Origin of the sequence: Vibrio sp. Y10_XG_PY6 (assembly GCF_024181795.1) — a bacterium.
Lineage (GTDB): Bacteria > Pseudomonadota > Gammaproteobacteria > Enterobacterales > Vibrionaceae > Vibrio > Vibrio diabolicus.
In genome coordinates this window covers 1,440,953-1,462,989 of the sequence record NZ_JAMZAQ010000002.1, presented here as the reverse complement: position 1 = coordinate 1,462,989, position 22,037 = coordinate 1,440,953, and the positions used below count along the sequence as shown (strand labels likewise).

Sequence of the window (22,037 nt, the reverse complement as noted above, 5' to 3'; positions counted from 1 at the left end):
ATCCATACACTGTAAGGTGTTATGCTTGAAAGACATACAAATTAGAGCGCTGTCACTCGCTCGCTAACCGATCAAGCACCTTCGACCTAGCTAGCTTTGCCCGACTAAACCATATTTTCTAACCATCCCTCGTAATTGGTGGTAGCTCAAACCAAGTAACTCGGCTGCTTGTCGTTGATTAAACTTGGCTTCTTCCAATGCGCGATTGAGTAAGTGGATGTCTTGCTCTTCTTGCCACTGTTTATAGTCTAGAGGGAATTGAACTGCGCTGCTTGGTGCTTCCTCTTCTTGCTGCTGTTCGGCTTGCTCGGCGTTATGACCAAGCGTGTTATTCCAAACTGTTTCAAAAGGATTGAAAATCAGTTCATCAATTGGATCGGCACTGAGACCATGTTGGTAAATAGCACGTTCAATCACGTTTTTTAGTTCACGGACATTACCTGGCCATTCATATTCAAGAAGCGAATGCTGTGCTTTTGAGGTAAAACCGACAAAATATTCCAGTTGAAGTTCACGACACATCTTCATCGCGTAGTGCTCTGCTAAAGAGAGGATGTCTTCTTTTCGTTCACGAAGAGGAGGCAGCATGATGACATCAAACGCTAAACGATCGAGTAAGTCGGCACGGAAATCGCCTTGTTCCGCCAATTTTGGTAAGTCCGCATTGGTTGCACAAACAAGTCGAACATCCGCATTGAGAGCGGTATGACCGCCAACTCGTTCATATTCACCATATTCGATGACACGCAACAGCTTTTCTTGAACTAAAAGTGGTGCGGTGGCCAGTTCGTCAAGAAACAAAGTGCCGCCTTCGGCGCGTTCGAAACGTCCTTTATGCTTGCCCTTAGAACCTGTAAAAGAACCGGATTCATGACCAAATAGCTCTGAATCTATTAGTCCTTCGCTTAAGGTCGCACAGTTGAGTGATAGTAGTGGCTTATCCCAACGTCTTGATAAATAATGCAAACGCTGAGCGATGAGTTCTTTACCCGTTCCTCGTTCACCGATAATGAGGACTGGACGCTCAATAGGCGCAAGTTGTGATACTTTATCTAGTACTGCGAGAAAAGCAGGTGATTCACCAATCAGGTTTTGCTTCATAAAGTCCTTCTTATTTAACAGCCGAGCCATGATTTACATATGGAGTTGGTGAATTTCACCAACAGTTGGTGAAAAACATCATAGCATAATAGTGCATAACGACAACAAAATGCATAAACTACTGATTTTAAATGTAATTTTAAGTTGGCATGCTACTTGTAATGTATTCAGGGAGACGCAAGGTCAATCACCACCTTGTCGAGTTTTAATAGGAAAAAAGAGGAGTTCCGTTATGGGTATTTTTTCTCGATTTGCAGATATCGTTAACTCAAACATCAGTGCATTGCTGGACAAGGCGGAAGATCCTGAAAAAATGATCCGTCTTATCATTCAAGAAATGGAAGACACACTTGTTGAAGTGCGTACTAACTCGGCTAAAGCGATTGCAGACAAAAAAGAGTTGGCTCGTAAAGTTGAAACGTTAGAAGAGCAAATTGGCGAATGGAGCCAAAAAGCGAGCCTAGCGTTGGTAAAACAGCGTGAAGATTTGGCTCGTGCAGCATTAATTGAAAAGCAAAAGCTTGAGCAAGTGATTAAAGGCCTTCACACTGAGCAGACGTTAGTAGAAGAAACGATCGACAAGCTTACAGGCGAGATCGGTAAGTTAGAAAGCAAAATTGCAGAAACGCGTGCAAAACAGCAAGCACTAGCAATTCGTAACCAAACCGCCTCTAACCGTCGTGATGTGCAAAAACACCTGCACACTAGCCGTACTAATGAAGCGATGGCAAAGTTTGAGCAGTACTCGCGTAAAGTGGATGAAATGGAAGCGGAAGCAGATTTGTACGCACAAACTGGTAATGCAAAATCGCTAGAGCAAGAGTTTGCAGAGCTTCAAGCTCAAGACGAAATCGAAAAAGAGTTGGCAAAACTGAAAAAACAGATGTCATCGAAAGATAAATAACAAAGGAGCCATTTATGTCGGCATTTTTTATAGCAGGACCAGTGATTGTCTTTTTAATCTTTGTCGCTCCACTATGGCTCTTCTTACACTATCGCAGCAAACGCAAAACAGATAGTGCACTGTCGAGCCAAGATTTAGAGCGCCTTCAGGTACTATCTGAAAAAGCGGAAGCTATGCAGTCCCGAGTCGATACATTGGAGCGCATCTTGGATGCTGAGTCACCAACATGGAGACGCAAGTATGACTAATCGAGAGCTGTATCGTGACCCAGTAAATGGCAAAATCTCCGGTGTTTGCGCCGGAATTGCCAACTACTTTGGTGCAGAGGTTTGGTTGATTCGTATTGTAGTGATTTCTGCAGCGCTGTTGGGCGGTACGTTTTTGGTGTTGTTAGCATACGTCGCGATGGCGTTTATGTTAGAAAAGCAACCAGTGACGTATTCTGAAAATATCCGAGCGCAACAAGAGCACACACTTAAAAGTAAGCCTTGGCAGAAAGGACAAAGTCCGGACCAATTGCTCAGTGTGTTGGAACGCGATTTTGACAGTCTTGATGGCAAAATCCGTAACATGGAAGCGTATGTTACGTCTGATACATATAGGGTGAATCGGGAGTTCAGTAAGCTCTAAACACTCCGCATCCAAAGAAGATTTAAACGAAGCAGGCGCAAAGCCTGCTTTTTTGTCACAAATTACTAATTTTAAAGCACTATTAATCTTTTCAACTCTGGAAGTTCGCCCAGAATTCATCTACTTTAAAAATAATCCCTTAATTTTTTATGGATGAATGTAATGAGAAGATTGCTCATTCCTGTCGCCATCTCGGCTGTGTTGTCGGGGTGTGGTAAAGAACTTCCCCCTGTTCCAGAACCTGAATCCCGCCCCGCAAAGCTATTTACAGTATCTGTTGGCAATGCCCAATTTGAACGACACTTTCCTGCCACGACGGAAGCTGGTGATAAAGCGGTACTGACGTTTCGAGTTCCTGGACTTCTTCAAACGATTGAGGTGAATGAAGGTCAAGTCGTCAGCAAAGGCGATGTATTGGCTTCATTAAACCCTGATGAATATGCTCTGCTTGAACAGCAAGCTCGGGCAAATTTCGCGCTCGCAGACGTGCAGTACAAGCGATACCAAAAGTTACGTAAAGACCAAGTGGTGTCCGAACAAGACTTTGATGAGGCAAAAGCGAATCACAACTCAGCCAAAGCTCAGTGGAATCAAGCAAAGGCAAATTTAAGGTATACCAAACTTGTCGCGCCATATAATGGTACGATTTCGTATATTCCAGCAGAAAACCATGAGTATGTCGCCGCAAAAGAAGGCGTGATGAATATTCAATCCAACCAACTGCTTAAGGTGATATTCCAAGTCCCTGACTATCTGCTAAACCGTTACACGCAGGGGAGCGATGTCTCTGCCAGAATGGTCTTTGACGCTTTCCCCGAGCAGTCATTTGACTTGACCTTTCAAGAAATCGATACAGAAGCCGATCCTAAAACCGGTAGTTACAAAGTCACTATGGTTATGGAGCGACCAGCAGAAATAGGCCTTTTACCGGGCATGTCTGGCAATGCTTACCTCCTATCTAAAAATGCTGGTGCAACAAAAATTCCTAATTCCGCGCTGCTAGAAGAGAACGGAAAAACATACGTTTGGCGTGTTGACGAGCAAGGCATTGTGTCCAAAGCCGCTATTGAGATGAATGACAAAAACCAAGTGTTAGCTGGGCTTAACGATGGCGATCAAATCATTATCTCTGGTGTTAGTGTAATTGAACCCGGAATTAAGGTAAGAGCCTGGATTAAGGAAAGAGGGTTGTAATATGAAAGGAATCATCTCTCTAGCGGCATTATTTTCAACATTTCTTCTTGTTGGTTGTGGCGATAAGGCACCAGAAAAAGCTCTTGAGACACCGCGTGTAAGAGTTACCTCATTAGCGGGAAATCGGGTGGATGACAACTTATATTTCCCTGCGGTTGCGAATGCAGCGGATCGCTCTCATTTGAGTTTCCGAGTGGCAGGAGAAGTCAGCCGCATCATGGTAAAAGAGGGTGATAAAGTCACGAAGGGAGATGTTATCGCAACGTTGGACCCTACGGACTATGAGTTGGATGTAGATAATGCGAGTGCGCGTTTTTCTGTTGTTGACAGTCAGTATCGCCGTTCACGTCCTTTGGTTGATAAAGGCCTATTAGCTAAGTCTCAGTTTGATGAAATTGCAGCACAACGACAAATCGCTCTGGCTGAGCTTAAGTTAGCGAAACTCCGTTTATCATTTACTGCCTTAAAGGCGCCTGTGGATGGGATCATTTCTCGAGTTAATATCGAGCAATTCGAAAATGTCCAAGTCGGACAGCACATCGTCAATATTCATAGTTTGGAGCGAGTAGAGGTGCTGATTCAACTTCCAGACCGGCTCTATGTTAACCAACCGCCAACGGAAGAAAGACTTACCGCGATAAAGGCATTGGTGCGCGTGCCTAGTGGTAACGAGTACAACGCGACCGTGAAAGAATTTACGACTGAGCCAGACCCAACAACAGGTACGTTTACCGTCACATTATCGCTTCCTATGCCGGAAGAAGAATACATCCTAGATGGGATGGCCGTTGAGGTGACCTCCAAAGATAAGAACGTTGGCTTGGATCTCAATTTAGGAATTAATGTTCCTATTGAAGCCATTTTCAATGCGGACGGTGACGAGCTGGGGCGCGAAAACAAATTTGTTTGGGTACTGAATGATGACAATACGGTATCGCGCAAACAGGTTCGAGCAGGTAAAGCATCTAAAACGTCCATTCAAATCCTTGATGGTCTCATGCTCAAAGACAAAGTTGTGATTGCCGGTGTTTCTCGGTTAAGGGATGGCATGAAAGTGGAAGTGATACAGGAAATGGCTACGCAGGAGGCCGGTCTATGAACGATCTTAATAAATCAGCGCCTCAAAGTGATGATGATGTGACCGGTATTGCTGCGTACTTCATCCGAAATCGCGTCATCAGTTGGATGGTCGCACTGATCTTTTTGATTGGTGGTATCGCTGCATTCTTTGGGCTAGGGCGTCTTGAAGACCCTGCTTTTACCATCAAAGATGCCATGGTGGTGACCTCTTACCCTGGTGCGACGCCGCAACAAGTCGAAGAAGAAGTGACTTATCCGATCGAAAAAGCGATTCAGCAGCTTACTTATGTTGATGAAGTGAATTCGATTTCCAGCCGAGGATTATCGCAAATCACGGTCACGATGAAGAACAATTATGGCCCTGATGATCTGCCACAAATCTGGGATGAGTTACGCCGTAAAGTGAATGACCTTAAAGGGACGTTGCCTCCGGGTGTGAATGAACCTCAAGTGATCGATGATTTTGGTGATGTTTACGGGATTTTGTTAGCGGTGACTGGCGACGGTTATAGCTATAAAGAGCTACTGGATTACGTCGATTACTTACGCCGAGAGCTCGAACTGGTTGATGGCGTGAGTAAAGTTTCGGTATCCGGGCAACAGCAAGAGCAAGTTTTCATCGAAGTATCGATGAAAAAGCTGAGCAGTATAGGACTTTCTCCCGATACGGTCTTTAATCTTCTCTCGACGCAAAACGTGGTTTCTGACGCAGGGGCGATCAGAATTGGTGACGAGTACATCAGAATTCAGCCAACTGGCGAATTCCAGAGTGTGGATGAGCTAGGCGATTTGTTGATTGCTGAGTCGGGTGCTCAGGGGCTCATCTTCTTGAAAGATGTAGCGGAAATAAAACGTGGTTATGTAGAAGTCCCGAATAATATTATTAATTTTAACGGCAGCCTCGCACTAAACGTGGGTGTTTCTTTTGCTGAAGGCGTCAATGTCGTTGAAGTCGGAAAAGCGTTTGATCATCGCCTTGCAGAGCTAAAGTACCAACAACCTGTTGGTATCGAAATCTCGGAAATTTACAGTCAGCCTAAAGAAGTGGATAAATCGGTTAGCGGTTTTGTTGTCAGCTTGGCTCAAGCTGTCGGTATCGTCATTATCGTACTTCTGTTCTTTATGGGGCTACGTTCAGGTCTGCTTATCGGTTTAATTTTACTGCTGACGGTGTTGGGTACGTTCATTTTCATGAAGTATCTCGCGATAGATTTGCAGCGGATTTCATTAGGTGCCTTGGTTATCGCGTTAGGTATGTTGGTGGACAATGCAATCGTCGTGGTTGAAGGGATTTTGATTGGTACTCAAAAAGGACGAACTCGACTCCAAGCAGCGACTGACATTGTTACCCAAACCAAGTGGCCATTACTTGGGGCAACTGTGATTGCGGTAACTGCATTTGCGCCCATAGGACTGTCTGAAGACTCGACGGGCGAATATTGTGGCACTTTGTTTACGGTTCTGCTGATCTCATTGATGTTGAGTTGGTTTACCGCTATCTCGTTGACACCGTTCTTCGCTGACATCTTCTTTAAAGGCCAGAAGATTAAACAAGGTGAAGGGGAAGAAAATGATCCATATAACGGGGTTATTTTCGTTATTTATAAAAAGTTTCTTCAGTTTTGTATGCGTCGTGCTTGGTTTACCGTTGTGGTGCTGATTGCGGGATTAGCGGCAAGTGTTTATGGGTTCACCTTTGTGAAGCAAGCGTTTTTCCCATCGTCGACAACGCCTATTTTTCAGTTAGATGTATGGATGCCGGAAGGAACTGATATTCGCGCCACCAACACAACGCTTAAAGAGCTAGAAAGTTGGCTAGCTAAGCAAGAGCATGTTGACCATATCACGACGACCGCGGGTAAAGGATTACAGCGCTTTATGCTAACGTACGCGCCAGAGAAAAGTTATGCGGCTTATGGTGAGATAACCACTCGTATGGAAAACTACGAAGCGTTAAAACCATTAATGGCGAAGTTTCGAGAGTATTTAAAAGCCAACAACCCAGAAATCAATTACAAGCTCAAACAGATTGAGTTAGGCCCTGGTGGTGGTGCAAAAATTGAAGCGCGCATTATTGGCTCTGATCCAACCGTCCTTCGTACGATAGCCGCTCAGGTTAAGGACATCATGTACGCCGATCCTCAGGCAACAAATATCAGGCATGATTGGCGTGAACGAACCCAAGTTCTTGAACCTCAGTTTAACGAGAGTCAGGCACGTCGCTATGGCATTACCAAATCGGACGTCGATGACTTCTTGTCCATGTCATTCTCTGGAATGACGATAGGCCTCTACCGAGACGGCACGACGCTCATGCCTATCGTGGCTCGCTTACCTGAAGATGAACGCATTGATATTCGTAACATTGAAGGCATGAAAATATGGAGCCCAGCACAGAGTGAGTTTATCCCACTTCAACAAGTCACAATGGGTTACGACATGCGTTGGGAGGATCCTATCATCGTACGTAAGAACCGTAAGCGTATGCTCACTGTGATGGCAGACCCTGATATTCTAGGTGAAGAAACCGCATCGACGTTGCAAAAACGTTTACAGCCCCAAATCGAAGCGATTCAAATGCCTCCTGGCTATTCACTAGAGTGGGGTGGTGAGTACGAATCTTCAGGTGATGCTCAAGAGTCGCTGTTTACTACCATGCCAATGGGGTACTTGTTCATGTTCTTGATCACTGTATTCCTATTTAACTCTATCAAAGAGCCACTCATTGTTTGGCTTACCGTGCCGCTGGCGTTAATTGGTGTCACCACCGGTTTGTTGGCACTCAACACGCCGTTTGGTTTTATGGCATTGCTCGGCTTCTTAAGCTTATCGGGAATGGTGCTCAAAAATGGCATCGTATTACTGGACCAAATTGAAATAGAAATGAAGTCCGGTAAAGAGGCTTATGATGCGGTCGTTGATGCAGCGGTAAGTCGCGTCCGTCCCGTTTGTATGGCAGCTATCACGACGATCCTTGGTATGATCCCACTGTTGCCAGATATTTTCTTCAAACCAATGGCGGTTACGATTATGTTTGGTTTGGGTTTTGCGACAGTCCTGACACTGATTGTCGTGCCAGTGTTGTATCGTTTGTTCCATAAAGTGGCAGTACCGAAACAGGCTTAGTGCTACTGATATAATGATGAAAAACATCGCGCCTCTAGCTCATCAGTTAGAGGCGATTTTTAAGGAAGAATAATGACAGAACAAAAAACGTGTGCGTGGGCGATGAATCACCCATTAGAGCGCGAATATCATGATTCCGAATGGGGCGTACCAGTATATGACGACCAAGTCTTGTTTGAATTTATTACTTTGGAAGGTGCGCAAGCTGGGCTTAGTTGGATCACCATTCTTAAAAAGCGCGAAGGTTACAGAGAAGCGTTCGAGAATTACGATCTAGATGCGTTGGAACAAAGAAATGAAGAACACGCTGAATACATCGTGGAAAACTTCGATGTTGTGAGACATCGCGGAAAGATTAACTCGGTATTCAGTAATGCCAAAGCGGCCAAAGCGTTAATTGCTGAATACGGGAGTTTATCAGACGCGTTGTGGCAGTTCGTGGACGGCGAACCAATCGTCAATCAATGGCAACATATGAGTGACGTACCAGCTTCGACAGAGCAATCCAAAGCCATGAGTAAATTCCTAAAAAAGAAAGGCTTCAAGTTTGTCGGTGAAACCATCTGTTATGCTTTCATGCAAGCCGTCGGCATGGTGGATGACCATATCGTTGGATGTCCTAAAAAGCAGAATAAGTAACGTTTGGCTTATTAAGTTTATGTTGTTAGTTCTGGCTATCATGAATACGTTCCAAAGCTTCGATTCGACGCCATTGAGTGGCATCGAAGCTTTGCTTTCTTAAAGCAATGATTTCTGCCTGTTTTTCGTCTTGCCCTAGAAAATCCCTATTCAGAATCTCTTGACGCTGTTTTAAGTAAGTGGCGAGTTGAGTCTCAAATGATGCTCTTTGCTCATCAAGCTTTTGCAGCCTTTGCGCTCCAGCGTCTCCCACCAATGCAACACGGGCGATGTACTTATCTTGTGAATCAAGCTGAGAAGCTCGCTCGAGTTGCTCCGCTAATGCGTTATTGCGTTCACTTTCTCGGATATAATCTGGTTGTTCTGATAACGCTTGATTGAGAAGGTGTGTTTGACTCTCGATATCCGATGCCTGTTTTTTAATCGTCAGCTTTTCCAATGCAAGTTGGCGAAGTCGGTTTTCTTCGTCAAACAATTGAGCTATCTGGACCTCGCTAAAGTATTGAAGTTGTAAATTCAGTATCGCTTCATTCAGCATGGTTAGCTGTTCAATCGTTAGTTGGTTATGCTCAAAAGGCTCTAATGCAGAGAGCGCTTGCTTGTAGGAAAGGTAGGTCTGGAAGAGTTTGGCATCAATATTCAGTGTTTGTTTTGCTAAAGTGTCTTCATTGACTTCCGCTTTGATCGTATCGAGATCTTCTTCGCCCAGCCGGCTAAGAGAATATTCGAAGAAGTCTTTTGGGGAAGAGACATCGGCGGCTATATCTTGCTGAGATTGCGAATGGTTAGAGGCTATCTCTTGTTGTTTGTCGCTTTGCAACAGAGAAAGCGCTCCCACGCCAAATATCGAGAGCAGGATAAAAGTGGTGAGAGCGACTTTCTTCATTGTCATGACCTCTTATAAACCTTGAAGTTTGAGACGATTTGCATGTTGGCGATAAAGCGTGACTGGATCGGTTTCAAAAAGATGATGAATACCGAGTAGGCCGTTAATTTCATCCAAATGGTTCATTTGATAATCATCACGTATGACTTTGCCCAAATGTGTGCTGCACGCACCAACTAAGCCATCATTTGGCCCATCAAAGGCTAAGCCAAGTACCATCATGGCAGCGTCGGTCGGATCGAAAACGTTTGTAAAAGTGGATGATCCGGTCCATGAGTAGTAATAAACGCCATTTGAAGCCAGCAAGTCACCATTACCACATTCACTGGTAGGGACTCCCTCTGGGTAGTGTTGGTTAAACGCTAATGATCCTTCCGTGGTTAATGCTGCTAGTGAGGCTAAAGGGTCTTGGTCGAGATCAGAACCGCCTGATAGAAGATTAATAAGAGTGGTTAAGCCTTGCGCCAGTTTTACCGCGAGCTGCTCACTACCAGAACCCTCAGATACGGTGCCACGAACTAAATCTGCCACTTTAGACCCTTTATTAACGCCACCTATACTCGTAACTGATGCAACTAGGTCTGGACGGACAGAGGCAACATAGCGCGTTGTTGGACCACCATGACTGTGACCGATGAGATTGACTTTCTCTGCGCCTGTTGCAGCAAGTAAGGTTTCTACTTGAGTAAGCAGTTGTTCCCCTCTAACTTCGCTGCTGTTGGTCGCGGATACCTGCGCTACATAAACTTTAGCGCCGTCTTTCGTTAAGGAATGTGGTATTCCGAAAAAGTAATCTACGCCTGCGAGGGTATCAAAACCAAATAATCCATGAACCAGAACAATCGGATACTTGGTTTGGGTATAACCCGTTGCGGCGTGTACGGAGGTTATTGGGACGGTAATTAAGGTAAAAAGCATTAGCGCTATGAATTTGAGTTTCAAAACTATCTCCTTGTGGTATGACCTCTTATGAATGATAAAAAGTAGGAGAGAAACTCTAAATTTGGAAAGCCTATTTGTGGCGCATTATTTCATTCTGTGACTGCTCAATTGAAAAACAACACAAATGATTAACATTAACGAATGGGTGGTGGGAATGTTAGGTAATTCTAATTAAGTCAGCGAGTTATAAAAACGCCCCGCGAAGCAGGGCGATTCAATTACTATTTTAGAGAGACTTCTTTTTCTAAAATTAACGCGTTATAGCGTGCAAAACCAGCCTCTAGATCGGCGATCAAGTCATCCACGTCTTCTAAGCCAATATGAATACGAACTAAAGTGCCCTCAAAGTGTGGGTGCGCTACGGTTCTCAAGCTGTTAAAGCTCTTTGGTTCGTTAGCTAGAATGAGGCTTTCATACCCGCCCCAAGAATAACCCATACTGAAGTGTTTCATACCGTCAAGCAGAGCCGTCGTCGCTTTTGGATAAGACGTTTTGAGAACAAATGAAAACAAGCCGTTTCCACCAGTGAAGTCACGTTTGAAAAACTCATGGCCAGGGCATGATTCCAAAGCTGGGTGGCGGACATGATCAACTTCCGGACGAGAAGCTAGCCACTTGGCGACTTTCAAGCTACTTTCTGCGTGTTGTCTTAGGCGAACATCCAGCGTGCGAATACCACGAAGGCCTAGGTATGCGTCGTCAGGAGAAACGCACTGACCCATCAAGTAGCTTTGTTCACGCAGTTGGGGCCAGTATTTTTCGGAAGCTACGGCTGTACCTAACATTACATCAGAGTGACCAACTATGTATTTGGTGGCGGCTTGAATGGAAATATCGACACCATGTTCAAATGGTGAGAAGTTCACGCCAGCTCCCCATGTGTTGTCAAGCATCACAATAATATCGTGCTCGTGAGCAATGCGCGCCAATGTTGGTACGTCCTGCACCTCCATTGTGACTGACCCCGGAGATTCTAGGAAAAGGACTTTGGTATTTGGTTGAATCAAATCACGAATACCTTCTCCAATCATCGGATCATAATAGGTAGTTTCGATGCCCATCTTTTTCATGATGGTGCTACAAAAGTCACGAGTTGGTTCGTAACAAGTGTCCACCATTAGAATGTGATCGCCAGTTTCGACGAAAGAGAGAATCGCATTTGAAATTGCTGCCGTGCCACAAGGGTAGAGAGCACAACCTGATCCACCTTCAATCTCAACCATTGCATCTTGAAAAGCGAAGTGCGTGTTGGTGCCACGGCGACCATAAAATAATGTTTTATTGGTGCGGTTCATGGTGGCTTGGTTCTTCTCTGCAACCGTGTTGAATACCACGGTTGAAGCGCGTTGAACGGGTGGGTTTACAACACCATTTGTCCACTTTTTATCGCGGCCAGCGGTAATGAGTTTGGTTTTTTTTCCCTCTGACATAAAAGTTCCCTGTCTTAAATATTGCGGTTTTGAATATTTAAAACATGGACGACGTAGGTTATGCAAGGGAAAAGTCGACTATCAGCCAATAACAGCCAAGATGAACAGGTAATGATGTCGAGAGGTATCGTGTAGATAGGGAGCTAAAAGAACAAACCTCCAGCAGGATGCATGTAGCGCTGGAGGTTTTTTAGCCTGTGTATTTGAGGTATTAGAGGAGTGGGTTGAAGAGATAGAACACTCGCTCTAAGAACCGAGAAAATAGGCTCCTTTTCTCCCATTCTTCCAATACAACAGTGTGAGATTGCTTAATATAGCTATCTTGTAACCAAGACATTTGCTTGGTGAACTCTTCGTCATCAACGGCGAGGGTCACTTCGAAGTTCAGCCACAAGCTGCGCATATCCATGTTTACGGTGCCAACTAAACAGAATTGGTCGTCAATTACGACAGATTTTGTATGCAGCAAACCACCATAAAATTCATAAATCTTGACCCCTGCACTCAAGAGCTCACTATAAAAAGCGCGTGACGCCCATTGCACCATCATAGAGTCATTTTTATGTGGAATAATGAGTTCAACGTCAATGCCTCGTTGTGCTGTCATCTTTAACGTTTCGAGTAAATCAGCATTGGGCACGAAATATGGTGTTGTGATTCGTACCGAGCGATTGGCTTGGTTTATTGCCAATGTTAATACTTGATAGATCAGATATTCCGGCATACCTGGGCCAGAAGGCACAACCTGAATAGGGTGTTGGAATTCACTCTCATCGATCTTGCATTCAGGTAGTCTTGGTAAATGACGTTCGCCAGTTTCGACTTCCCAATCCCAACAGTGGATGGCACTCAATACGTTTACCGTTGGTCCTGTAATGCGAACCATGATGTCCACCCAATGCCCAACGCCACTATTTTGCTTGAAGTAAGCCGGGTCAACCAAGTTCATTGAACCTGTATAAGCAATTTCATCATCAATTACGATGATCTTGCGATGTTGGCGAAGATCAAGACGACGTAAGAAAATACGCCACATCTTCACTTCTAACGCTTGAATAACTTCAATTCCAGCATCCTGCATCATTCGATACCAAGGGCTTCTGAAAAAACGCGGGCTACCTGCTGAATCGAGCAATAGTTTGACATCTACGCCGCGTTTAGCCGCTTGGATAAGTGCAGAAGCGACAGAGTCAGCCAAACCACCTGGATGCCAAATGTAGAATACCATTCGAATACTGCTCTGCGCGTTTTCGATGTCTTCAATAATGGAATGCAAAATCTCATTAGGTGACTGTTGCAGCGACAATGTATTACCGCTCAATGCGGGAAGACCAAGGCGGTTGTTACAAAGTTCATCAATTCGGTAGATGTGCCTTCCCATCGTTTCTGGGTTGTGCGCGTTACAGTCGTTCAACTGACTGAACCACTTCTCGAATGGTGTAAACATCTCTTTTGCGCGTTCGGCCCGTTTTCTGCCTAAGTTCAGTTCACCGAAGAGGAAATAACACGCGACACCCAGAACGGGAAGGATATAAATGATCATTAGCCAAGCTAAAGACACGCTCACTGCACGGCGCTTTAAAACGACACGAATGGTCACACCTGCGACCAGTAACCAATATAGCCCGATGCCAGCTAAAGTAAGAAAGTGATAAAACTTGTCCATATACGCTCAGAGTAATATGCCCTTCTAGGATATTAAGCATAAAAGTGGGTTGGGGGAATAGATTTCCCATTTAGACGTGGGATTGACCTTATATGAGGAACGAATTTCATAACAGCTGATTCTGTTATTTTAATGTGAAAAATAAGGTCATTCTTTAACTTTTGAACAAAAAAGCAGCATTTAACCTGCGTAACTCGACACTTGTGCGATAAATGTACTTTTTTGGGGTTCCAATTTTAAAGGGGAGCTGCTTTACTTTCTAGACATAGTGCGTCGAACGCTTATTTTATAAGTGTACAATAATTTTTACATAAACTTTTTAGACGCCTATCTCTATGCATACACAACAAACTAATTTTGGAGAAAAAGCGTGGCTACAACTAATACAGCAGCACCACGTGATACGTGGGGGTCTAAACTAGGCTTCGTAATGGCAGCAGCGGGTTCCGCTGTCGGTTTAGGCAATATATGGAAATTCCCTTACACAGCAGGTGAGAGTGGCGGCGGTGCATTCGTTGCTATCTATCTTATCTTTGTAATTTTTATCGGCTTTAGCGTGATGCTGACAGAGTTCGCTATTGGTCGTAAGACAGGTCTTTCTGCCGTAGGTGCATTCAAAACAACTGACCGACGCTGGACGTTCACTGGCGTCATGGGAGTCTTTAGTGGTCTTTTGATCATGGGCTTCTACCCAGTGGTTGGTGGTTGGGCATTGGCCTACATCTTTAAAGTGGGCGGTGGTCTACTCAGCGCGCCAGAAGCAATTGGCGACAGCTTTGGCGGTTTCATCTCAGATCCGATTCAACCTTTAATGTGGATGGGTGTTTACCTGTTCCTTAACGTCATGATTGTGATGAAAGGGATTTCGGGTGGTATTGAGAAAGCCGGTAAGGTTCTGATGCCGCTTCTGTTCTTAATCCTAATCGTTGTTTCTGTTAAAGGCTTGATGCTGCCAGGTGCAATGGCTGGCCTTGAGTTCTTATTCATGCCGGACTTTTCTAAAGTCGACAGCAACGTGGTTCTTGCTGCACTAGGACAGGCGTTCTTCTCACTTAGCTTAGGTATGGGTTGTATGATGACGTACGGTTCTTACCTGAAGAAGAAAGAGAACCTAGTTCAAACAACCGGTATGGTTACTGCGATGGATACAGGTGTAGCGATTCTTGCTGGTGTTGCTATGTTCCCAGCTATGTTTGCCTTTGGCATGGAGCCTGCGGCAGGCCCTGGTCTTGTATTCGTTGTCGTTCCTCAACTATTTGCTGAAATGGGCGGTGTGATTGGGTTGCTATTCGCGTTGCTATTTTTCATCGGCTTGACGGTGGCGGCATTAACTTCTTCAGTATCACTATTGGAAGTTGTCGTGTCTTACCTAATCGACGAGAAAGGCATGAAGCGCTCTAACGCTGTTCTGTCTGCAAGTGCTGTCATGGCGGCACTATGTATCTTTGCGTCACTATCGTTAGGTGGAATGGGGCCAACGCTGTTCGGTACCGGTGCCTTTGATATCTTCGACTTGCTAACGGACAAAATCTTCCTAGCGGTTGGTGGTATGTTGGTTTGTATCTTTGCTGGATGGCGCCTAAGCCGTGCTGAGCTAGAAAAAGAGATCACTAATGACGGAGAAGTATCCTTCCCGCTATTTGGATTGTGGTACAATCTAGTTAAATACCTGATTCCTGTTGCGATCGCTATTGTTGCCTTCATGGGGATTAAGTCTGGCTTTGACAGTGGCAAAGGTGAAATCATGCTGCTGGGTATCGCAATCATTGGTCTTGCTGGTATTTTCTCTAGAAAGCTCTAGCTCAGGCCTTGGGGCAAGCCTCGATAGCTTTGTCCGATAACTTATGTATACTGCTGGCTCCAAACGTGGAGCCAGTTTTTTATGTTCGATATTCTACATACCCATCCCGATTTTCTGATCATCAATAAGCATCCCAACGTCTCTGTTCATAAAGACGATGGCGACACAATGCTGCTGCAAGAAGTGGCTAAGCAGAGTGGTGATGAGCAGCTTTATCTTATCCATCGCTTGGATAAAATGACATCGGGTATTCTGCTCCTCGGACGCAACGCCAAAGCGGCCAGTGCGTTATCGCAAGCTTTTGCTGACCGCCAAGTGGAAAAGTTCTATCTGGCGATTGGCTCTAAAAAGCCGAAAAAGAAACAAGGTTTGGTCGTTGGTGATATGGAGCGTTCGCGCCGTTCATCATGGAAGCTGGTCAACAGCAAAAATAACCCAGCCGTCACCCAGTTTTTCTCTCTTGCGGCAGAGCCCGGAGAGCGCCTATTTTTATGTAAGCCACACACTGGTAAAACGCATCAAATCCGCGTGGCATTAAAATCGGTTGGCTCAGGTATTGTTGGCGACCCGATTTACAATGCAGGCAATGAGGCTGATCGCGGTTACCTGCATGCATTTTCACTTTGCTTCCAATACCGAGATGAGCAATATCGCTTTGTTTGCGATCCACGAGAATACCAAGTGCTGGGTAACAAATGGCACAGTGAAATCGTCTCTCAGGGTTTGGATACTTGGCTTTCCCCTTGGGAACTGAACTGGCCTACGATCAAATAACCGTCACAAAGAAAACTAATAAGAGAACTCGATGCAAGCATCACAACTTCCGCTGTTCTTTCAGCATCTAGAAACCGAGCTCGCGCAAGCTCCGAATGAAATTCGTCGACTGTTTCATGGTCGTGGCCGCCGTTTTGAGGGCCTAGAGCAAATCACCTGTGATTGGTTACAAGGTCAGTTGATCATCAACTTGTTTAAAGAAGTCGACGACGCGTTTCTCGCTGAGCTGAAAAGCGGCCTTAATGCGTTGGCACAATCACAACTGTGGGCAGACAAGCAAGGTCGCACTATGGTTCTTCAGCACCGTTATGCCGATGGTGCGCCTTCAGAAGTGCTTGTTGGTGAATTGGACGCTCGCCCTGTCGTTGAAGAAAGCGGTTTGAAATACCAATTGGATATTGGCCGCAACCAAAACTTCGGTCTGTTTTTGGACATGCGCTACGGTCGTGATTGGGTACGCGAAAATGCGAAGCATAAAAACGTGCTTAACTTGTTTGCTTACACGTGTGGCTTTTCTGTGGCTGCCATTGCGGGTGGCGCAGATAAGGTGGTTAATGTAGACATGGCGAAAGCGTCGCTGTCTAAAGGTCGTGAGAACCATAAGCTAAATGGTCATAACATCAACCAAGTAAGCTTTATGGGGCACGATATCTTTAAATCGTGGGGTAAGATTAAAAAATCTGGTCAGTATGACTTGATTATCATCGATCCGCCTTCATTCCAGAAAGGCAGCTTTGCGCTGACTAAAGATTACAAAAAGATTCTACGTCGGTTGCCAGATTTGTTGGCAGAAGGCGGTCAAGTGATGGCATGTGTGAACTCGCCATCTGTGACAAGCGACTTCTTGATTGAAAGCATGAAAGAAGAAGCGCCAGAGTTGACATTCCGTGAGCGTCTGGATAACCCGCCAGAGTTTATGGACGTAGACAGCGAAGCAGCATTGAAAGTGTTGTTGTTTAGCGAGAAGCAATGACGACGAAACGAAAGTTGTACCTATCTATAATACCAGCCGTTTGAGTACGGCTGGTATTTCCGCGATACCCCGTCAATCTGAATAGCGAGACACGAGTGTGATTCAGAGTCTATTCTCAGAGTGAGTTATTTCCAACACACTGATATTAGATTCCTGACCTCGCCTAGGCTCGTCGGAATGACGGGAAACAATAAAAGATCGATACCAGCAGCATTAACCGATCTGCACTTCAAGATCCGCTTCGATGGTTGATGAGCAGGCGAGCACATAGCCTTGTTCAATTTCTTCTGGCGTTAATGTTTCTAGGCTGGTGGAAGAGACGTTGCCTTGACGAACCTTGCATTTGCATGAGCCACAAATGCCGCTACGACAAGCGACGATTAATGGTAAGCCTGCGCCTTCAAGCACATCGGCCAGTACCTGACCTTTTTGCGCATCGATGGTTTGAGCAAAGTCGGGAACAGAAACACGAACAACTTCATCGGAGACCGATGTTTCTGCGCCAGTCGCAGGCGTAAAACTCTCTTGGTAGAAGTTTGTCATGTCAAAACCAAGGTCATTCAAATAGCCGTGAACATCTTGCATAAACTGGCTTGGACCACACAGGTAAACGGTACGTTGCTTGAAATCAGGAACAAGCTCTTTAAGCCAGTCGGCATTCAAACGACCTTGTGGGTGTGACGTTCCTTCGCGGTTTTTCAGCAACAGCTTTAAATGGAAGTTGGGATACACAGCGTCGAATGTTTCTAGCTGATCGTAGTAAATCGTCTCTTCAGGGCTGCGTGCGATATGAAGAAATGCGATGTCCACATCGTTGTCGTTTTCATCTTGATTACTCAGCCAGTGTTTTGCCATCGAAAATACGGGCGTGACGCCGCAACCTGCACTGATAAGCAAGGTTTTTGTTTCGCCATCACGTAAAACGGGTGGATGGTCAATGCAGTTAAATTCGCCCGTTGGTGGTAATGCTTGAACGGTATCACCGAGCAGCAGCGAGTCAACGATGTAGTTCGATACTTTACCGCCAGATACTCGTTTGATGGTGAGTTGAAGGTGATCGTCTTCATTGATCGAGCTGATTGAATAGGCACGAAACTCCATTTTTCCATCAATTTCGACGCCCAAGTTAATAAACTGGCCAGGCTTAAACTGAAACAGAAGTGATTCGGTTAGTTCGGCCAATTTGATGCTGACGGTGTCGTGTGTTTCGAAGTATTTGTCGATGCAACGGAGTGTGACGGGTTGGTTACCTTGCCATTCAAAAAACATAACAATCTCTTTGGTTGTGGCTATTTTTAGTTCGAAATAGATAGCGCCTCCACGTAAGGAGGCGCGTAACAAGCAGGTTTATTAAGCTGCTAGGATGGCTTTTAGATCATCCTGAACATTGCCAATACTGCGCATATCGAACTTCTCTTGGATGATGGCGATTAGGTTTGGCGTTAGGAATGCCGGTGCAGTAGGGCCTGTGTAAATGCCTTTCACACCCAATGCAAATAGCGTTAGCAAGATAACGATCGCTTTTTGCTCGAACCAAGAAAGCACAAGCGTGAGTGGTAGCTCATTGATGTCACAGTCAAACTCTTTCGCCAGTGCAAGTGCAAGCTGGATTGCAGAGTAAGCATCGTTACATTGGCCCACATCCAATAGGCGAGGGATGCCGTTGATATCGCCGAACGTATTCTTGTTGAAGCGGAACTTACCACACGCCAAGGTCAGGATTAGCGTGTCTTCTGGCGCTTCAGCTGTAAAATCGGTGTAGTAACTGCGTTCCGCTTTATCACCATCACAACCGCCGACTAGGAAGAAGTGTTTGATGTTGCCTTGCTTCACTTGGTCGATAACCGCAGGGGCGGCGTTCATCAGTGCATTGCGACCAAAACCAACCGTGATGTGGTGTTCGATTTCATCGTGTTGGAAACCGTTTTGCGCTAGCGCACATTCAATCACTTGGCTAAAATCATCGCCTTCGATGTGAGCCACTCCAGGCCAGCCAACAATACTACGGGTGAATAGACGGTCTGCGTATTGACCCACATTTGGATTCAACAAGCAGTTTGACGTCATTACGATTGCGCCAGGGAAGTTTGCGAATTCTTTCTGTTGATTTTGCCATGCGCTGCCGTAGTTGCCGACAAGATGAGGGTATTTCTTCAGCTCAGGGTAGCCGTGTGCAGGCAGCATTTCACCGTTGGTGTAAACGTTAATGCCTTTGCCTTCAGTCTGTTGCAGGATTTTTTCTAGGTCATGCAAATCATGGCCAGAGACAAGAATACATTTGCCTTTTACTGGCTTGACGTTCACCGTGGTTGGTTCTGGATGGCCGAAGGTCGTTGTTTCGCCTTGGTCGAGCATTTCCATCACTTTGTAGTTCATCAGGCCAATGCGCATTGAGCAATCAAGTAGTTCGCCGAGATCTTCAGGGTCAGTACCTAACCACGCCATGATTTCATGGTATTCGGCATAGATATCGTTGTTTGTTTGCTCAAGAACACGTGCGTGCTCCATGTACGCTGCGGCCCCTTTAAGGCCGTATAGGCAAAGTAGGCGCAGGCCAATAACATCTTCATGTACTTGGTCTTTACCACGGTTAACGGCAACTTGAGGAGCAAAAGCTAAGATTGCTTCTGCGCTGTTTGGTAGCTCAAAGTGAGCAACCGCAGGAATGTCAGCGACTTCGGTATCGGCGAGCGTGGCTGCAGACATCACTTGCTCTTTTAGCAATGCTTTATACGTTGCAGCTTGAGAAGTCAGCTCTAGGACACGTTCAGGGTCGAAGTTTACGTTCGTCAATGTAGAGAAAAATGCTTTTGGTGCCCATTGGTTGATTTCATCGTTAATGATATTGAATTCAAGTGCTTTTGATGCCCAAAAAGAAACCCCTTGCAGTGTGTAAACCAACACGTCTTGTAGGTCTGATACTTCAGAAGTTTTGCCACACATGCCTTGTGCAAAAGAACAACCTTTAACAGCAGGGGTTTGAATTGTCTGTTCACATTGAATACAGAACATATTGGGTTCTCCAGTGATTGTTTTAATAGTCGTGATGTTGACCACTAGAGAGCAGAATGCGTGCCAATTGTTATCTTATTGATTTATATTTAATTTTATCGTTTTTAGATGAGTGGTTGATGTAATTAAGACAACGCATATGATGTCTTAATTACATCGGCTTCTTGTGGTTGGTTATTTATTGATCCCGAGCTTTTTACCCATCCGATATAAGTTCCCGCGATCCATTTGCAAAAACTCCGCTGCTTTTGCCCAAACGCCACCAGTTTGGCTCAAAGCATGTTCAATTAAATCACGCTGATAGCTTTCTATTAGCTCTCGCATTGGCTGGCTTTCTTTAGGCAGATAATGCGATGTGTTTTTTACATCATCGAGAGCCAGTGAGGTGTCGAAATGGTTAAGCATGATCGTGCTCGCACCTTGTTGAATGGCGTGTAAAGCCGCGCGAGTTAAAGTGTGTTCGAGCTCGCGTACGTTTCCGTACCAAGGTAAAGACTCCAACTGAGTCAACACTTTAGGATGAACGTGCAGATTGGGCGCATTAAATTGTTGGCGTACTTTTTCTAACAGGTATCCTGCTAAAACGGGAATATCACCGTCACGGGCACGCAGTGGGGGGACTTGGATTGGGAACACGTTCAAACGGTGGAAAAGGTCTGCTCGAAACGTGCCAGCTTCGACCTCTTTTTCTAATTGTCGATTGGTCGCGGCGATGATGCGCACATTGACCATCAAATGCTGATCGCTACCCACACGTTGCAGCTCGCCTTGTTGAATCACACGCAGCAATTTTGCCTGTAAAATCAAAGGCAGTTCGCCCACTTCATCAAGGAAAATCGTTCCGCCGTCTGCCAGTTCAAACTTACCGGCGCGGTGGCTATTGGCTCCAGTGAATGCGCCTTTGACATGGCCAAACAGTTCACTCTCAGCCAGACCTTCAGGCAGGGCCGCACAGTTTACGTAGATCATCGGCTTATCGCTACGATGAGATTGCGCGTGCACCGAGTGCGCGACCAGTTCTTTACCAGTACCGGTCTCACCTGTGATAAGTACCGCGTAATCCGATTGAGCAACGGTCGCAATGTTGTTTCGTAACTGGTTGATCTGCGGGCTCAAGCCCACCATTTCGCCATGTTGGGAGCGGGCTTGTTGGATAAGGGTTTGAGTGACGCTTTTCTGCTTTTGGTTTTGTGCTTTGAGCGCTTTTAATTGGGCAATGTTACGCAATGTCGCAGCGGTCAAAGCCGCCAAGGTTTCGATAGCGACAGGATCGATGTCATCAAACGCGCCCACCGTTAGTGCATCCATAGTTAGTGCGCCAACAAGTTGGCCTTCTACATACAAGCTAAAGCCCATGCAATCGTGAACATCAATGCACTGGTCTTCGGTTAATAGTGTGCCGTCAAAAGGATCAGGCAGTGAACAATCGGCATCGAAACGCACCGGTTCGCGGCTATGAATAATGGCATCTAAGCGTGGATGCGCTTTGGGGAAATAGCGACGACCTAAGACCGAGCTGGATAAGCCTTTCACCGCGACAGGAGTCAGAAACCCATCCTCATCGAAGATAAACAGGCAACTAGCATCACATGGGAATACTTGCGCGACCCCATCAATGAGGTTTTGATATTGCTGTTCGTGAGAGCGATTAGAGCTGAGGTTTAGCGCGATATTAAGGAGTACGTGGTCAACAGTCGGAGTCATAACAAGCCCAAAGTTATCTAGAATGGGCTCATGCTAGCAACTTGATGTCATTTGAACATCGAAAGGTGTGGGAGATTGATGTTCCATTGACGACGATCAAACTTGATACAAATAGAGTCGCGCAAGCCGATGAGTAAGCAACGTACGCTTGCGCGGATTAAGCTCTTTGAAACAA

General features: G+C 45.5%; 18 protein-coding genes. 10 read left to right on the top strand and 8 right to left on the bottom strand.

Annotation, left to right across the window (positions count from 1 at the left end; genetic code table 11):
• Positions 1 to 90: 90 nt before the first annotated feature.
• Positions 91 to 1,101, bottom strand: coding sequence for a phage shock protein operon transcriptional activator (gene pspF, locus NL644_RS15045; protein ID WP_005393296.1), 1,011 nt, complete (start codon positions 1,099 to 1,101; stop codon positions 91 to 93).
• Between the two features lie 232 nt (positions 1,102 to 1,333).
• Here pspF and pspA point away from each other — a divergent pair, with 232 nt between their 5' ends.
• The 7 genes from pspA to NL644_RS15010 all read left to right on the top strand — a co-directional run bounded on the left by pspA (position 1,334) and on the right by NL644_RS15010 (position 8,674).
• Complete coding sequence (pspA, locus tag NL644_RS15040) at positions 1,334 to 2,005, top strand: phage shock protein PspA (protein ID WP_114322483.1); 672 nt, start codon at positions 1,334 to 1,336, stop codon at positions 2,003 to 2,005.
• A 14-nt stretch (positions 2,006 to 2,019) separates the two neighbouring features.
• Positions 2,020 to 2,253 (top strand): envelope stress response membrane protein PspB, encoded by a 234-nt coding sequence (pspB, locus tag NL644_RS15035; RefSeq protein ID WP_005393293.1) that lies wholly within the window; start codon positions 2,020 to 2,022, stop codon positions 2,251 to 2,253.
• Positions 2,246 to 2,635, top strand: coding sequence for an envelope stress response membrane protein PspC (gene pspC, locus NL644_RS15030; RefSeq protein ID WP_181869454.1), 390 nt, complete (start codon positions 2,246 to 2,248; stop codon positions 2,633 to 2,635). Before pspB ends, pspC begins: the two co-directional genes overlap by 8 nt.
• A gap of 162 nt (positions 2,636 to 2,797) precedes the next feature.
• Positions 2,798 to 3,829 (top strand): efflux RND transporter periplasmic adaptor subunit, encoded by a 1,032-nt coding sequence (locus tag NL644_RS15025; protein ID WP_114322481.1) that lies wholly within the window; start codon positions 2,798 to 2,800, stop codon positions 3,827 to 3,829.
• Between the two features lies 1 nt (position 3,830).
• Positions 3,831 to 4,928 carry an efflux RND transporter periplasmic adaptor subunit gene (locus tag NL644_RS15020; RefSeq protein ID WP_114322480.1) on the top strand — a complete coding sequence of 366 codons (1,098 nt, stop codon included), beginning with the start codon at positions 3,831 to 3,833 and terminating at the stop codon, positions 4,926 to 4,928.
• Positions 4,925 to 8,035, top strand: coding sequence for an efflux RND transporter permease subunit VmeI (gene vmeI / locus NL644_RS15015; protein ID WP_253658587.1), 3,111 nt, complete (start codon positions 4,925 to 4,927; stop codon positions 8,033 to 8,035). The genes NL644_RS15020 and vmeI overlap by 4 nt, the downstream gene beginning before the upstream one ends.
• Before the next feature lie 72 nt (positions 8,036 to 8,107).
• On the top strand, positions 8,108 to 8,674 hold the full coding sequence (locus tag NL644_RS15010; protein ID WP_046874794.1) for a DNA-3-methyladenine glycosylase I: 567 nt from the start codon (positions 8,108 to 8,110) through the stop codon (positions 8,672 to 8,674).
• A gap of 25 nt (positions 8,675 to 8,699) precedes the next feature.
• On the opposite strand, the gene NL644_RS15005 is transcribed toward NL644_RS15010, so the two are convergent.
• From NL644_RS15005 to cls, 4 genes are all read right to left on the bottom strand, one after another.
• Complete coding sequence (locus NL644_RS15005; protein WP_114322478.1) at positions 8,700 to 9,560, bottom strand: lipase secretion chaperone; 861 nt, start codon at positions 9,558 to 9,560, stop codon at positions 8,700 to 8,702.
• 12 nt (positions 9,561 to 9,572) lie between these two features.
• Entirely contained in the window at positions 9,573 to 10,478 is a 906-nt protein-coding gene (locus NL644_RS15000) for a triacylglycerol lipase (protein ID WP_253658622.1), read from the bottom strand.
• A gap of 245 nt (positions 10,479 to 10,723) precedes the next feature.
• The gene (locus NL644_RS14995) at positions 10,724 to 11,932 is read right to left on the bottom strand and encodes a cystathionine beta-lyase (protein WP_253658586.1); all 1,209 of its coding nucleotides are present in this window, start codon (positions 11,930 to 11,932) and stop codon (positions 10,724 to 10,726) included.
• Between the two features lie 211 nt (positions 11,933 to 12,143).
• Complete coding sequence (gene cls / locus NL644_RS14990) at positions 12,144 to 13,598, bottom strand: cardiolipin synthase (protein ID WP_005378105.1); 1,455 nt, start codon at positions 13,596 to 13,598, stop codon at positions 12,144 to 12,146.
• 430 nt (positions 13,599 to 14,028) lie between these two features.
• Here cls and NL644_RS14985 point away from each other — a divergent pair, with 430 nt between their 5' ends.
• The 3 genes from NL644_RS14985 (at position 14,029) to NL644_RS14975 (ending at position 17,146) form a co-directional block, all read left to right on the top strand.
• Complete coding sequence (locus NL644_RS14985) at positions 14,029 to 15,399, top strand: sodium-dependent transporter (RefSeq protein WP_043884644.1); 1,371 nt, start codon at positions 14,029 to 14,031, stop codon at positions 15,397 to 15,399.
• A gap of 81 nt (positions 15,400 to 15,480) precedes the next feature.
• Positions 15,481 to 16,173: a TIGR01621 family pseudouridine synthase gene (locus NL644_RS14980; protein ID WP_005462361.1), complete on the top strand. Its 693-nt coding sequence runs from the start codon at positions 15,481 to 15,483 to the stop codon at positions 16,171 to 16,173.
• 31 nt (positions 16,174 to 16,204) lie between these two features.
• Positions 16,205 to 17,146: a class I SAM-dependent methyltransferase gene (locus NL644_RS14975; RefSeq protein WP_170897154.1), complete on the top strand. Its 942-nt coding sequence runs from the start codon at positions 16,205 to 16,207 to the stop codon at positions 17,144 to 17,146.
• Between the two features lie 213 nt (positions 17,147 to 17,359).
• On the opposite strand, the gene NL644_RS14970 is transcribed toward NL644_RS14975, so the two are convergent.
• From NL644_RS14970 to norR, 3 genes are all read right to left on the bottom strand, one after another.
• The gene (locus tag NL644_RS14970) at positions 17,360 to 18,415 is read right to left on the bottom strand and encodes a hybrid-cluster NAD(P)-dependent oxidoreductase (RefSeq protein ID WP_253658585.1); all 1,056 of its coding nucleotides are present in this window, start codon (positions 18,413 to 18,415) and stop codon (positions 17,360 to 17,362) included.
• A gap of 81 nt (positions 18,416 to 18,496) precedes the next feature.
• Entirely contained in the window at positions 18,497 to 20,158 is a 1,662-nt protein-coding gene (hcp, locus tag NL644_RS14965; RefSeq protein WP_025630890.1) for a hydroxylamine reductase, read from the bottom strand.
• 174 nt (positions 20,159 to 20,332) lie between these two features.
• Positions 20,333 to 21,862, bottom strand: a complete 1,530-nt coding sequence (gene norR, locus NL644_RS14960) for a nitric oxide reductase transcriptional regulator NorR (RefSeq protein WP_069543331.1) — start codon at positions 21,860 to 21,862, stop codon at positions 20,333 to 20,335.
• Positions 21,863 to 22,037 lie beyond the last annotated feature (175 nt).

Coding starts and splice junctions, on each gene's coding strand:
- pspF (WP_005393296.1), bottom strand. CDS start 1,101: ATGAAGCAAAACCTGATTGGTGAATCACCTGCTTTTCTCGCAGTACTA.
- pspA (WP_114322483.1), top strand. CDS start 1,334: ATGGGTATTTTTTCTCGATTTGCAGATATCGTTAACTCAAACATCAGT.
- pspB (WP_005393293.1), top strand. CDS start 2,020: ATGTCGGCATTTTTTATAGCAGGACCAGTGATTGTCTTTTTAATCTTT.
- pspC (WP_181869454.1), top strand. CDS start 2,246: ATGACTAATCGAGAGCTGTATCGTGACCCAGTAAATGGCAAAATCTCC.
- NL644_RS15025 (WP_114322481.1), top strand. CDS start 2,798: ATGAGAAGATTGCTCATTCCTGTCGCCATCTCGGCTGTGTTGTCGGGG.
- NL644_RS15020 (WP_114322480.1), top strand. CDS start 3,831: ATGAAAGGAATCATCTCTCTAGCGGCATTATTTTCAACATTTCTTCTT.
- vmeI (WP_253658587.1), top strand. CDS start 4,925: ATGAACGATCTTAATAAATCAGCGCCTCAAAGTGATGATGATGTGACC.
- NL644_RS15010 (WP_046874794.1), top strand. CDS start 8,108: ATGACAGAACAAAAAACGTGTGCGTGGGCGATGAATCACCCATTAGAG.
- NL644_RS15005 (WP_114322478.1), bottom strand. CDS start 9,560: ATGAAGAAAGTCGCTCTCACCACTTTTATCCTGCTCTCGATATTTGGC.
- NL644_RS15000 (WP_253658622.1), bottom strand. CDS start 10,478: ATGCTTTTTACCTTAATTACCGTCCCAATAACCTCCGTACACGCCGCA.
- NL644_RS14995 (WP_253658586.1), bottom strand. CDS start 11,932: ATGTCAGAGGGAAAAAAAACCAAACTCATTACCGCTGGCCGCGATAAA.
- cls (WP_005378105.1), bottom strand. CDS start 13,598: ATGGACAAGTTTTATCACTTTCTTACTTTAGCTGGCATCGGGCTATAT.
- NL644_RS14985 (WP_043884644.1), top strand. CDS start 14,029: ATGGCAGCAGCGGGTTCCGCTGTCGGTTTAGGCAATATATGGAAATTC.
- NL644_RS14980 (WP_005462361.1), top strand. CDS start 15,481: ATGTTCGATATTCTACATACCCATCCCGATTTTCTGATCATCAATAAG.
- NL644_RS14975 (WP_170897154.1), top strand. CDS start 16,205: ATGCAAGCATCACAACTTCCGCTGTTCTTTCAGCATCTAGAAACCGAG.
- NL644_RS14970 (WP_253658585.1), bottom strand. CDS start 18,415: ATGTTTTTTGAATGGCAAGGTAACCAACCCGTCACACTCCGTTGCATC.
- hcp (WP_025630890.1), bottom strand. CDS start 20,158: ATGTTCTGTATTCAATGTGAACAGACAATTCAAACCCCTGCTGTTAAA.
- norR (WP_069543331.1), bottom strand. CDS start 21,862: ATGACTCCGACTGTTGACCACGTACTCCTTAATATCGCGCTAAACCTC.